Below are 13075 nucleotides of genomic sequence, written 5' to 3'. Positions count from 1 at the left end.
GAGAGATCCCACAGCAATCGCACCAAGTGAATGAGCTGTTCCTCATCGTGATCGAAGCACCGCATAACGGATCTCCCTTGGGGTCAGGGGTTGTTCATGACGAGGGTTGCCGGCTCCGTTGCGGGTCGTGCATCTTGCGAGTTGGCAAGGACGATGCGCAACTTCGTCACCGACGCCAGCGACCGGGAGATGCGCCCCCTTCGTTCTCACGGCGAGGCTTCCTCTCTGTCGAGGGCCGTTCCTGCGTGCGACCGCGTGCGGTCTCAGGTCTGCTGCGGATAGCGTGCTGCGACTGCATCGCTACGAAGCGTTAAGTAGATTTCCGCAACTGCACTCTCGTCTGCTGTCAACATGGCTAGTGTCGGGCAGCGAACGCCATGTGGCAAGTGCCAAATGGCAACTGTCCAAAGGATGGGCATTTGGCCGGCTGGACTGGCAGACTGGCTGAGCAATGAAAGAGGTCCTGATACCGATGCAGAGCCCCACGGTTCGCCGCCGACGTCTTGCTGCCGAATTGCGTCGTTTGCGCGAAGAGCGTGGTCTCACGCTCGAACAGGTCTCCGATGAGGTCGACTGGCACCCAACCAAGCTCAGCCGGATCGAGACTGCCAAGCGCGCAGTCAGAACGAGCGATGTTCGAGCCCTGCTCGCGGTGTACGAGCTCGCACGGTCCGACGCCGAACCCTTGTTGGCGCTTGCCCGGGAAGCACGGCAACGAAGCTGGTGGCAGGCGTACGGCGACGCAGTTCCCGAGTCTTTCCAGGTTTACCTGGGTCTGGAGTCCGAGGCGTCTTCGCTGTTGATCTATGAGAGCGAGTTTGTCCCTGGTCTCCTCCAGACGGAGGACTACGCCCGAGCCCTACATCGAGCCAAGCAGCGCAGAACCGATGACGAGATTGAGCAGATGGTTGCCGTACGTACAGCTCGGCAGGCGTTGCTCACACAAGCAGAAGCGCCGCAGCTCTGGACGGTGATCAACGAAGCAGTCATTCGCCGCGTGGTGGGGGGACCGGAGATCATGAGTGCGCAGCTCGCACGGCTCGTGGAGGCTACCAAGCTTCCCAACGTAACCCTTCAAGTGCTTCCCTTCACCGCTGGAGCGCACGCAGCGATGGGCGGCGGATTTCACGCCCTCAGCTTCCCGCCGCCAGCGGGCGCAGTCGTATACATCGAGTATCAGACAGGTAGTCTGTATCTGGAAAAAAGTCCTGAAATAGACTCCTACATGGTGGTGTTCGACCACCTGCGTGCCTCAGCTCTACCAGCCGAAGCTTCCCGCTCCTTCATCGCGCAAGTGGCGAAAGAGATCACATAGTTGGGCGCACTAGAGAGAAGGTCCATCGGGATGAACCCTAAGACGCAACCTCCTATAGACCTGTCTCATGCCGAATGGCGTAAGAGCAGTCTCAGCAATGGCGATGGTGGAGCCTGCGTGGAGGTTGCCACCAACCTGAGCGACGTCGTGGCCGTTCGTGATAGCAAGGACCGCCAGGGACCGGTACTCATCTTCACGCCTGCTGAGTGGCGGGCTTTCATCGGCGGTGCCCAACTTGGTCAATTCGACCTGGATGAATAAGTACGCACATAGTCCAGCCTTCAGAGGAAGCGCCCGGTTGCCTGCGTGGCGATCGGGCGTTCTCCTACACTGACGGAGACGCAGCAGGATTTTGATTATGCCTCCGGCGGGGGCTCCGCTCCGGAATGATCTCCGATGCCAAGGCAAGCGCCGTATCTGGCTGGGGTAGGGCCTGGTCATTCCGCCCGCATCACCCCGCCCGAGGCATGCACGCCGAGCCCTCCAGCTCAAGCCCGTCTCTGGCCGTTGGCATCTCATGATCGAGAAACGACAACCGGCTAACGTACACGCGAAGACGGGCTTGACCTTCCGGTCCCCGGCATGCGCTGCCGGCAGCGGGGCGACGCAGACGGAATGACCAGGCCAGGCATGTGGTGGGAAGCGTCGGACAGCGCACCTACTCGGTCCGTCCGTAGAACGGGAGACCAAGCCGCAGGTATCAAAGGAGCAGTGCGGCGCTGCCTAGTGACGGCTCGGGATTGTCCGCGACCTTCTCAGCGGCTCCTGGCGACGACGTGGACCAGCACGGATTCGTCGGGGAACAGCGGCGGCACGGCGATGCCCGAGCCGGCCAGCGCGGAGCCGGGCAGGGCGAAGTCGCCGGTCGTCCAGGCCGGGGCGGTCCCGTGCGAGGTCACGGGCATGAGCGGGCGGACCGAGTAGACCGTCGCCGGGTCGAGGCCGGGCAGCCGGAGCCGGCCCGGCGGCCAGGTGGACGGGCGGTCCAGCATGGCGATCTCATAGACGGCCTCGGAGGCGTCGGCGGCGACGACGCCATGGGCCTGCACACACTCGGGAGCGTCGTCCACGCGGACCACCACGCCCGTGTGCAGCAGGTGGCGGTGCCGTTTGTGCAGGGCGACCCACGAGGCCAGGTCGTCCAGCTCGCCGTCGGTGAGCGTGGTGAGGTCCCATTCGATCCCGTTGTGGCCGAAGAACGCGGTGGCGGCACGGAAGGCGAGATCGTGGCGGCGGCCGGTGGTGTGGGAGCGGCCGGCGCCGATGTGGCTGCCGATCAGCTCGGGCGGCAGCAGTTGCCCGGTCCAGCGCATGATCTGCTGGCGTTCGGCAGGGTCGATGCAGTCGCTGGCCCAGACGCGGTCGGTACGCTCCAGGATGCCGAGGTCCACCCGGCCGCCACCGCCCGAGCAGGACTCGATCTCCAGGCGCGGGTGCTCGGCCCTGATCTCGTCGAGCAGCCGGTAGACGGCGTGCGTCTGGGCGTGGACGGCGGCCCGGCCGCCTGTCGCCGTGGAGCCCGCGTCCACGAGGTCGCGGTTGTGGTCCCACTTGATGAAGTCGAGGTCGTACTCGCGGATCAGGGCGAGCAGCCGCGACCTGACGTAGGCGTACGCCTCGGGGTTGGTCAGGTCCAGCACCTGCTGATCACGGGCGAGCGGCGGCAGGCGGTCGCCGGTCCGCATGATCCAGCCAGGGTGGGCGCGGGCCAGGTCGGAGTCCGGGTTGATCATCTCTGGCTCGAACCAGAGCCCGAACTGCATGCCGAGCTCTCTGACCCGCTTGACCAGCGGCGTCAGCCCGTCCGGCCAGACGGCGGCGTCCACGGTCCAGTCGCCGAGCCCGGCCCGGGCGTCGCGGCGGCCGTGGAACCAGCCATCGTCCAGTACGAACCGCTCGACCCCGATCCTGGCCGCCCGGCCGGCCAGCTCCAGCAGGCGGTCGAGGTCGTGCTCGAAATAGACGGCCTCCCACGTGTTGAGCATCACGGGCCGGGGCCCGGACGGGTGCGCGGGCCTGGCGCGCAGGTGCTCATGGAAGCGGCGGGCCGCGGCGTCCAGGCCGCGCCCGTAGGTGGCGTAGAGCCAGGGGCTCGGATAGCTCTCACCCGGCGCGAGGATGATCTCGCCGGGCAGCAGCAGTTCGCCGCCGCCCAGCATGGTCCGGCCGCTGGAGGTGCGCTCGGCGTAGTAGCGGTGGTTGCCGCTGAAGCCGACGTGCAGGCCCCAGGCCTCGCCGCGCCGGAAGCCCAGGTCGGCGGTGCCCGCGATGAGGACGGTGGCGGCGTCGGGGCCGGTCCTGCCGCGGCGGTTCTCGCGCAGGTGGATGCCGGTGGTGAGGGGGCGGCGCTGCGGGATGCGTTCCTTGGCCCACCGCCCGGCCTGGTCGAGCAGGTCCGTGGGGGTGCCGGGCACGGGGAAGGCGAGGTTGAGCGCGTCCAGGGTGTAGGGGGACTCGGACTCGTTGCGCAGGTCCGCCCGGGCCCGCAGGAGGCCTGAGTCGCCGAGCTCGATGATGATCGTGAGGCCGAGGCGGGCGTGCTCGTCCCTGGCGGTGGCGGTGAGGGTCTGCCCGGTCCGCTGGTAGGCGACGCTGGTGAAGGCGGGGGACCAGTTCTGTCCCAGGTGATGCCCGGACAGGCCGGGCAGGCCCATCCAGCCGGTACGCGCCTCGGGCACCAGCGGGACCCGTACGGGCACGTCGACGCTGACGTCGAGCCGCGGACGGAGATCGGCCGCCAGGTGGGCCAGCGCCTCGTCCTCTAGGAGGCCCAGGTCCGGACCCCAGTGCAGGATCGCGGGCAGGGCATCGGGCGGACACTCGATCACCACGGACACGCCGGCGGCTCTGAAGTGCAGAATCTCCATGGGCGGCGCTTTCATCCTTTCAGTCCCCCGCTGAGCAGGTCCAGCCGCCAGAAGCGCTGCAGGCTCAGCAACAGGACGATGAGCGGGATCACCGACACGGCGGCGCCCACGATGGCGATGCCGTACAGGGTGGGCTGGCCCGAACCCTTGCTGAGCACGGTGTACAGGCCCACGGTGATCGGGAATTTGGACTCGTCCGACAGCATGATGTAGGGCAGCAGGAAGTTGTTCCAGATCCCGACGAACTGCAGCAGGAAGATCGTCACCATGCCGGGCACCATCATGGGCATCCCGATCGAGCCGAAGATGCGATATTCGCTCGCTCCGTCGATCCTGGCCGCCTCCATCGTCGAGTCCGGAACGGAGGCCATCGCGTAGACCCTGGCCAGGTAGATGCCGAACGGGGAGATGAGGCTCGGCAGCAGGACCGACCAGTAGCCGCCCACCAGATCGAGCTCGGACATGATCAGATATTGCGGGATGGCCAGTGTCATGCCGGGCACGAGGACGCCGGCCAGGATGGCGTAGAACAGCAGGCTCCGGCCGCGGAACTCGTACTTGGCCATGGCATACCCGGCCAGCGCCGAGATCAGGGTCGAGGCCGCGGCGCCGGCTATCGCGTACAGGGCGCTGTTGGCCGTCCACCGCAGGTAGAGGCCGTCCCTGTAGGTGAACAGGTCGCGCAGATTGTCCAGCAGGCCCGTCCCCGGCGCGAAGGTGAACGTCGAGAACAGCTCGCCGCTCGACTTGGTCGAGGCCACGAGCACCCAGGCGACCGGCACCAGGCAGTAGATCGAGCCGAGGAGCAGCACGATGGTGGGCAGGATCTGGGCGCGCCGGTGCGTGAGCACGCTGTTGGCGGCGCTCATTGCATACCTCCGAACGCGCGCTTCTGGGTGACCTTCAGGAGCACGACCGAGACCACGAGCGTGCCCACCGCCAGCAGGACGGAGGCGGCCGAGGCCAGCGCCAGGTCGTCGCGGACGAAAGCGTCGCGGTAGATGTGCATCAAGGGCACCCAGTCCCCGGAGATCTCCGGCGTCATCGGTTTCACGGTGGTCGGCTCGCCGTACACCTGCAGCGTTCCGATCAGCGAGAACAACCCGGTGAGCACGAGGGCCGGCGCCACCAGCGGGATCTTGACCCGCCAGGCGATCTGCCATTCGGAGGCGCCGTCGATGCGCGCCGCGTCGTACAGCTCCGCCGGGATGCCGCGTAGCGACGTGAAGATGATGATCATGTTGAAGCCGACGCCGCCCCACACCGCGATGTTGGCCAGTGACGGGTAGATGCCGCCCGGCCCGAGAAACGGGATCTCGCCCAGCCCCAGCTCCCGGGTCAGGTAGCTGAACGGGCTGGTCGAGGGCAGGTACATGAAGCCCCACAGCAGCGAAGCAGTCACGCCGGGTACGGCGTACGGGATGAAGATCGCCGTACGCGAGAACCTCTTGGCCCGCGAACCGGCGTGGTCGAGGAGCAGCGCGAACAGCAGCGCCAGCCCGAGCGTGAGCGGCACGCTGATCAGGCCGTAGATCGCGAGCCTGCCGAAGCCGGCGAAGAACGCGGGATCGGTGAGCGTCTTGACGTAGTTGTCGAGCCCGACGAAGACCTCTTCGCGCGTGCCGAAGATGCCCTTGCCGGTCAGTCTCAGGCCGCGCGCGCTGAGGTAGATCGCGTAGCCGATGGGGACCGCCAGGAAGGCGACGAAGAGCAGCACGGCGGGCGCCACGAAGAGATAAGGCGCCCGGGACCTGCGCTCCGCCCTGGGCAGGGCGGTCATGGGCCGGCGACCTTGAAGCCGGTGGACTTCATGTCCGCCACCACGAGGTTGTGCGTCTTCGTCAGCGCGTCCCGCAGTGGGGTGTGATCACGGACCGCGGTGGCGACGGCGTCCTGGAAGGCGCTGCCGGCGGTGCTGACGTTCGGGCCCCAGCTGATGTGCGGAATCGTGCGCTGAGCCGCCTTCGTGGCGATGTCCCAGTAGTCCTTCTGGTTCGCCGTCAGCTTGGGCGGCGCGCTGGTTTTCGCGGCCTGCTGCCCGGCCAGCGACGCCGGGTACTCACCCAGCTCGATCTGGACGTCGTACGCCGCCTTGTCGGTGTTCATCCACTTGGCGAACGTGGCCGCGGCCTCGGCGTGCTTGGAGGTCTTCGTGACGGTCAGCGCGGAGCCGCCCTGGAAGGCCACCCGGTCGTCGCCCTCCTTCCACTGAGGAAGTGGCGCGATGGCCCAGTCGCCCGCCTGCTTCTCCGCGATGCCGTACAGCACGCCCGGCGCCCACAGCGCGCTCGGCCAGGTGAGGATCTTGCCCTTGTTCAGCTTGTTGTTCCACTCCGGGGTGAGCAGCGGCTCGGCCTTGACGAGGTCCTTGTCGATGAGCCCCTGCCAGAAGTCGGCCACCGCGAGGGAGGCCTGGTCGGCGATCCCCACGGTCCACGTCTGGTCCTGGACCTTCCACCAGGACGCGCCGGCCTGCTGGGCCAGCCCGGCGAAGTTGCCGAACTCCGCGGGTGCGAAGGTCGCGAGGTAGGTCTCCGGGTCCTTCTTGCGTACGTCCGCCGCGACCTTCGCGAAGTCCTGCCACGTGGCCGGCGGCTCGATCTTCAGTTCCTGGAAACGTTTCTTGTTGTAGACCAGGACCATCGGGCCGACGTCCTGCGGCACCCCGTACACGGCGCCGTCGAAGCTGGTCAGGTTCCACACTTCCGGGCTGAAGGCGGTCTTGACGTCGCCGGTGTGGGCGGAGATGTCGGCCAGCGCCCCGGCCACGATCATGGAAGGCAGAGTCTCGTATTCGATGCAGGCGGCGTCGGGGCCGTTGCCCGCCCGGGTCGCCGTGAGCAGCTTGGCGGCGGTGTCCGTGCCGCCTCCCACGTCGGTGTGCTTGACCTGGATGTCCGGGTGGGACTTGTTGAACGCTTCGACCTTGGACTTCTGAGTGGTGCCCCAGCACCAGAACTCCAGCGTGACCGGCCCACTGGCCGCTGCCGGTGTGCTGGTGCCGGTGCTCCCGGACGTGCCCGACGAGCAGGCCGTGAGGACGGCAGCCGTGCTGAGCACCGCGATTGAGCCGGCGAGCCTCGTGATACGCATTCGTGCCTTCTTCCTACAAAGCGGACTGGCTTTGTAACAGAGCCAACCTAGGGAGAAGGTAAGAGGCATGTCACTACTTGTGCATAGATTTCATGCGTGTTATGTGAACACGTCGTGACTTGGTGGACATGCTAGCTTTGCTGCGAAATCAAGTGAGAAAGGCTGGCGGTGATGCGGGTGGAGCCTCAAGGATGGTGCGGCATGTGGGACGTCTTGCCCGACGCGGCACGCTCCATCGTCAAGGAGCTCATCATCCACGGTCCTCAGTCCAGGACCGCGCTGGCCAGGACCCTGCGCCTGTCCACCGGCAGCCTGACGCGGCTGACCAAGCCCATGGTCGACGCCGGGCTCCTCATCGAAGGCGACGTGGTCCACGACCCGGTCAACGGCCGTCCGACCCGCCCGCTGGACGTGGCCGCGGGCGAGCACTGCTTCTTCGGCGTCAAGCTGACCGCGGACCGCGTCCACGCGGTCGTCACCGACCTGCGCGCACAGATCGTCGCGGCCCGCGACGAGCCGATCTCCGACCACCGCCCCCAGGCCGTGTGCCGCCAGATCAGGGGACTGCTCGATGAGCTGTCCGGCGGCGAGCGGACGCCTGTCGGGGCCGGTGTTACGCTCGGCGGCGACGCCCGCTCGGCGGCCCAGCTCGGCGGTGAGCGGCTGGTCGACTCCTCGTATCTCGGCTGGCGCCAGGTGCCGCTCAAGTCACTGCTGGAGCAGGCTCTGGGCATCCCGTGCGTGGTCAAGAACGACGTGGCGGCGCTGGGCCACCAGCATCACTGGTTCGGGGCGGCCCGCGGGTTGCGCGACTTCGCGCTCGTCTCGATCGGGGCGGGAGTCGGCTACGCCCTGGTCGTACACGATCATCTGGTGGCGGCGGCCGAGTCGGACCTCGGCATGTTCGCCCACCTGGTGCTGAACGCGGGCGGGCCGATGTGCGGGGATGGCCACCGCGGCTGCGCCTCCGCCTACCTGGCCAGCGAGTCCATCGTCACCGCCGCCGGGCAGGGGCTGCGGCGGCCGGTGACGTACGAGGAGGTGATGCGCCTGGCCACGGAAGGGGACAAGGTGTGCCTCGGCGTCGTCACCGAAGCCGCAGACGCGCTCGGCAGGCTCATCGCCCACGTCGCGACGTTCTCCATGGTCAAGACGGTGATCGTGGCCGGTGAGGGTGTGGAGCTGGCCCGCGTCGCCAAGGACGGACTCGACCGGGCGCTCAGCGCGAACCGGCGCGGCCGGACGAACTCGGTCGACGTGCTGATCGAAGTGGACGACTTTCGCGAATGGGCCCGTGGCGGCGCGGTCGTGGCCATCCAGAATTTCGTAACCGGCAGCGACTGATCAGCGGCCGTGACACTCCCAGTTGGAGAGAGCATGTATTTCGGCGGAGACTACAACCCCGAACAGTGGCCAGAGGAGGTCTGGCTGGAGGACGTCCGGCTGATGCGGGAGGCGAAGGTCAACCTCGCCACCGTGGGGGTCTTCTCCTGGTCCCGGCTTGAGCCGTCGGAGGGCGTGTACGACTTCGGCTGGCTCGATCGCGTCATGGACCTGCTGCACGACAACGACATCCAGGTCAACCTGGCGACCCCGACGGCCTCTCCGCCGCCCTGGTTCGGCCTGGCCCATCCGGACGCGATGCCGGTGCGGGCCGACGGGACCCGGCTCACCCATGGCAGCCGTGACACCTACTGCGTCAACGCGCCCGCCTACCGGGCGGCCTCGCGCCGCATCGCGACGGCGCTCGCCGAGCGGTACGGCGCCCACCCGGCGACGGCCATGTGGCACGTGCACAACGAGTACGGGACGACCTGCCACTGCGATCACTGCGCGACGGCCTTCCGCGCCTGGCTGCGTGACCGGCACAAGTCCCTCGACGCGCTCAACGACGCGTGGACCACGGCGTTCTGGAGCCAGCACTACTCGGCGTGGGAGCAGATCACGCCACCGCGGACCACCCAGTACCGGTCGAACCCCGCCCATCTGCTGGACTACCGCCGCTTCTGCTCCGACGCGCTGCTCTCCCACTACCGCGAGCAGCGTGACATCCTGCGCGTCCATGGGCGGCAGCCGGTGACCACCAATTACGTCATGGCGGGGTGGACGCCGCTGGACCACTGGAAATGGTCGGCCGAGGTCGATCTCGTGGGCATCGACCACTACACCGACGAGCCCGGCGACGGCGGGCTCGCCCAGGTCGCCTTCGCCTCCGACCTGGCCCGCTCCTGGGCGCGCGGGAAGCCGTGGCTGCTGATGGAGCAGGGCGTCGCGGCCATGTACGTCCCTGATGGGACGTTCCCGCTGGAACCGGGAGAGCACACGCGGCGCAGCCTGGAATACGTGGCCCGCGGGGCCACCGGAGTGCTGCATTTCCAGTGGCGTGCCTCCCAGGGCGGGGCGGAGCAGTGGCACCAGGGCATGGTCCCGCACGCGGGCGCCGACAGCCGGGTCTTCCGCGAGATCGCCGACCTGGGCCGGACGCTCAGCGCCCTTCCGCCTGCGGAGCCCGCCGAGGCCGAGGTGGCCATTCTCTGGGACGACGAGGCCGCCTGGGCGCTGCGGAACCCGGCCCTGCCCGTGACGGGGTTGGACTTCCGCGCGTCGGTGGAGCAGGCGCACCGGGTGCTGTGGCAGCGGGGCCTCGCCACCGACTTCGTCCACCCTTCTCACGATATTTCGCCCTATCGGGCGGTGCTGATGCCGTCCCTGTACCTGATCTCTGACGAGGCCGTCGCCAACCTCACCGCGTACGTTGAGGGCGGGGGCACCTTGATCGTGTCGTACTTCAGCGGCATGGCCGACCCCGACACCCGCGTCCGGCTGGGCGGCTATCCCGGCGCGCTGCGCGACCTGCTCGGTGTCCGCGTCGAGGAGTTCCGCCCCCTGGCCGGCCCTGTCGCGCTGTCCGACGGGACGGTCGGCGCCTTCTGGAGCGAGACCGTCCAGTTGGCCGGCGCCACGGCGGTCGTGACCTACGTCGGCGGCGGCCCGGCGGTCACCCGGAACCAGGCGGGCGCGGGCACCGCCTGGTATGTCTCGACCAAGCTGGACGCGTCCGGACTCGCGAACGTCCTGGCACAGGCCGGCGTCTAGCGCCGGTTCGCGCGTCGCGGTAGCCGCCCGGCACCTGTTCTGTGAGAAGGGTGAGTGTTATTTAACGCAACTGCCTGTGAGTTTTAACCTAAGTCTTGTTAAGAGCTTGGCTGCTTGCTAAAAAGTGAGAGCTTTCGACCCCCCAGCTCTTAGGAAGCCCATGCATCGTCCCTCACGCCGATCCTTCCTCGGGATCGGCGGCTCCGCGCTTGCCCTGGCCTTCACCACCAACCTCGCCGACCCCTGGACGGCCCAGGCCACCGCCAGGGCCGACTACCCCTTCCAGCTCGGTGTCGCCTCCGGGGATCCGCTGCCCGACCGGGTGATCCTCTGGACGCGCCTGGCCGTCAGCCCGTTGGAGCCGCTCGGCGGCATGCCGTACGGCCGGATCCAGGTCGACTGGGAGATCGCGGAGGACGAGGCGTTCACCCGCAGGGCCGGGCACGGCTCCGCGTGGGCCACGCCCGAGTACGGTCACTCGGTCCACGTGGACGCCACGGGGCTGCGCCCCGGCCGCGAGTACTTCTACCGGTTCCGCACCGGCGGCCAGATCAGCCCGGTCGGCCGGACCAAGACCGCCCCGGCGGCCAGGAGCAGGCCCGATGCCCTGAAGCTGGCCTTCGCCTCGTGCGCCTCGTGGCAGGACGGCTACTACAGCGCCTACCGCCACCTCGCGGAGGAGGAGCCCGATGTGGTCTTCCACCTCGGCGACTACATCTACGAGTACGGCATCGTGCCCACCGGCGGTACACGCAACACCCCGGTGCCCGAGCAGTACCGGGTGCAGTGCGACACCCTCGACCGCTTCCGCATCCAGTACGGCCTCTACAAGAGCGACCCCGACCTGCAGGCCGCGCACCACCGCGCGCCGTGGATCGTCACCTGGGACGACCACGAGGTGCTGGACAACTGGGCGGGGAAGTACGGCCCCGGCGGCGAGGTGACCGAGCAGGACTACCTGGTGATCCGCGCCAACGCCTTCCGGGCCTATTGGGAGAACATGCCCGTCCGGGTGCCCGCGGTCCAGGGCCCCGACGCCCGGATCTACCGCCGGTTCACCTTCGGCGACCTCGCCGAGTTCAACGTGCTGGACACCCGGCAGTACCGCGACGACCAGGCCTGCGGCGACGGGCAGCAGATCGACTGCGCCGACCGGCTCGACCCCGCCCGGCAGATGCTCGGCGCCGAGCAGGAGAAGTGGCTGCTCGACGGCCTGGACAGGTCCCGCGCCAAGTGGAACGTGCTGGCCCAGCAGATCGCCATGATGCAGCTCGACTTCGACCCCGGACCCGCCCAGAAGCTCAGCATGGACCTCTGGGACGGCTACAAGGCCGCCAAGGACCGCGTCATCAACGGCATGATCGACCGCGAGGTCAGCAACCCCGTGGTGCTGGCCGGTGACATCCACTACAACATGGCCGGCGAGCTCAAGGCGAACTTCGACGACCCCGCCTCGCGCACGGTCGGCGTGGAGTTCGTCGGCACCTCGGTCAGCAGCGGCGGCAACGGCAGCGCCACCACGGGACTGCCGGCCGGGGGCAGTGACCCGGTCAACCCGCACCTCAGGTTCTCCAGCTACCAGCGCGGTTACGTCTCCTGCGAGGTCACCCGGAGCCAGTGGCGGGCCGACTTCAAGGTCGTCCCGTACGTCGACAAGCCAGGCGCGCCCGTCTCCACCAGGGCCAGCCTCGTGACCCTCGACGGCGCCCCCGGCCTGCAGGCGCTCTGACCCCCGGAAGGAAAACGATCATGCGACACCTCACCGCCGCGCTGGCCGTCGCCGCCGTCACGGTCCTGACCGGGCCGGGCGCGAACGCGGCCGCTCCGCAGCAAGATCCCTCACCCGCCGCCCAGCCGCCCGAACAGCAGCCCGCCTCCGTCACCTCGATCGACGTCAGACCGGGCAAGTCCAAGGGCACCGGCAAGCTGACCCCCATCGCGGGCGCCGACAAGCTCATCGCGCCGCTCGGCGTGGACCCCGCCTGTCCGGCCAAGATCGAGATCGGCATGCGCAGCGACGCCAAGAAGGCCGCGTACTCCGATATGCACGTGGAGATCGACCAGCCGCTCAGCGCCTCCCGCTCGATCCTGTCCAGCTACCTGCCTCCCGGCTACGAACTCGGCGCGAAACTGCTGGTCGCCGTCCCGCCGGCCACCCCAGAGGGCCAGTACGGCCTGCGCCTGCGCGCCGGGGACCGCACGCTGGCCGTACCCGTCGAGGTGGTGACCCTGGACAAGCTCGACAACGGCGGCAACCTCGCGCTCCGGCGGCAGGTCACCGCGTCCTCCCAGCACGTCAACGCCAACTACCCGCCCTGCAGCATCGCCGACGGCGACAACGGCTCCAACGGCTGGGCCGGGGGCAACGGCTGGAACGACGCCACCGCCAGGGCCTGGCCGGACACCGTGGCCATCGCGCTGGGCGGCGCCAAGCAGGTCTCCCGCGTGGACCTGTACACGCTGAGCACCGAACGGTATCCGGCCTCGGTCTTCGGGTTGCGCGACTGGGACGTCCAGGTCCAGGCGGCGGGCCAGTGGCAGACGGTCGCCCAGGTGCGTGGCAACACCGCTGGCAACGCCCGCTCGGACTTCGCGCCGGTCACGGCGGACGCCGTCCGCATCGTCGCACTGGCCTCGAACGGCGCCAACGACTACACCCGCATCGTCGAGGTCGAAGTGCGCTGACGCCTGTCGATCATCGTCT

The 13075-nt window shown here is 68.3% G+C and carries 10 protein-coding genes; 6 read left to right on the top strand and 4 right to left on the bottom strand.

Annotated elements, in window-relative coordinates; genetic code table 11:
• Positions 1 to 451: 451 nt before the first annotated feature.
• Both AB0H88_RS19790 and AB0H88_RS19785 read left to right on the top strand, forming a co-directional pair.
• Positions 452 to 1315 carry a helix-turn-helix transcriptional regulator gene (locus AB0H88_RS19790; protein WP_357646325.1) on the top strand — a complete coding sequence of 288 codons (864 nt, stop codon included), beginning with the start codon at positions 452 to 454 and terminating at the stop codon, positions 1313 to 1315.
• Between the two features lie 30 nt (positions 1316 to 1345).
• Positions 1346 to 1576 (top strand): DUF397 domain-containing protein, encoded by a 231-nt coding sequence (locus tag AB0H88_RS19785; protein WP_357646324.1) that lies wholly within the window; start codon positions 1346 to 1348, stop codon positions 1574 to 1576.
• Between the two features lie 494 nt (positions 1577 to 2070).
• Here the strand turns inward: AB0H88_RS19785 and AB0H88_RS19780 are convergent, their stop codons facing one another.
• Genes AB0H88_RS19780 through AB0H88_RS19765 form a run of 4 tightly spaced genes read right to left on the bottom strand, consistent with a single transcriptional unit; the run spans position 2071 to position 7275 of the window.
• Positions 2071 to 4182 carry an alpha-galactosidase gene (locus AB0H88_RS19780; protein ID WP_357646323.1) on the bottom strand — a complete coding sequence of 704 codons (2112 nt, stop codon included), beginning with the start codon at positions 4180 to 4182 and terminating at the stop codon, positions 2071 to 2073.
• 11 nt (positions 4183 to 4193) lie between these two features.
• Positions 4194 to 5051 (bottom strand): carbohydrate ABC transporter permease, encoded by an 858-nt coding sequence (locus tag AB0H88_RS19775; RefSeq protein ID WP_357646321.1) that lies wholly within the window; start codon positions 5049 to 5051, stop codon positions 4194 to 4196.
• Positions 5048 to 5962 (bottom strand): sugar ABC transporter permease, encoded by a 915-nt coding sequence (locus AB0H88_RS19770; protein ID WP_357646319.1) that lies wholly within the window; start codon positions 5960 to 5962, stop codon positions 5048 to 5050. The genes AB0H88_RS19775 and AB0H88_RS19770 overlap by 4 nt, the downstream gene beginning before the upstream one ends.
• Complete coding sequence (locus AB0H88_RS19765; protein ID WP_357646317.1) at positions 5959 to 7275, bottom strand: sugar ABC transporter substrate-binding protein; 1317 nt, start codon at positions 7273 to 7275, stop codon at positions 5959 to 5961. The genes AB0H88_RS19770 and AB0H88_RS19765 overlap by 4 nt, the downstream gene beginning before the upstream one ends.
• Positions 7276 to 7476: 201 nt before the next feature.
• On the opposite strand from AB0H88_RS19765, the gene AB0H88_RS19760 reads away from it, so the two are divergent.
• The 4 genes from AB0H88_RS19760 (at position 7477) to AB0H88_RS19745 (ending at position 13056) form a co-directional block, all read left to right on the top strand.
• Positions 7477 to 8619: an ROK family transcriptional regulator gene (locus tag AB0H88_RS19760; protein WP_357646315.1), complete on the top strand. Its 1143-nt coding sequence runs from the start codon at positions 7477 to 7479 to the stop codon at positions 8617 to 8619.
• Between the two features lie 33 nt (positions 8620 to 8652).
• Positions 8653 to 10371 carry a beta-galactosidase gene (locus tag AB0H88_RS19755; RefSeq protein ID WP_357646313.1) on the top strand — a complete coding sequence of 573 codons (1719 nt, stop codon included), beginning with the start codon at positions 8653 to 8655 and terminating at the stop codon, positions 10369 to 10371.
• 160 nt (positions 10372 to 10531) lie between these two features.
• On the top strand, positions 10532 to 12100 hold the full coding sequence (locus AB0H88_RS19750) for an alkaline phosphatase D family protein (RefSeq protein WP_357646311.1): 1569 nt from the start codon (positions 10532 to 10534) through the stop codon (positions 12098 to 12100).
• A gap of 20 nt (positions 12101 to 12120) precedes the next feature.
• On the top strand, positions 12121 to 13056 hold the full coding sequence (locus AB0H88_RS19745) for a discoidin domain-containing protein (protein WP_357646309.1): 936 nt from the start codon (positions 12121 to 12123) through the stop codon (positions 13054 to 13056).
• The last annotated feature ends 19 nt before the right edge of the window (positions 13057 to 13075 follow it).

The organism is Nonomuraea sp. NPDC050680, from assembly GCF_040654555.1.
GTDB lineage: Bacteria > Actinomycetota > Actinomycetes > Streptosporangiales > Streptosporangiaceae > Nonomuraea.
The sequence above is the reverse complement of the archived record's forward strand: the minus strand, read 5'-3'. Positions and strand labels throughout refer to the sequence as shown.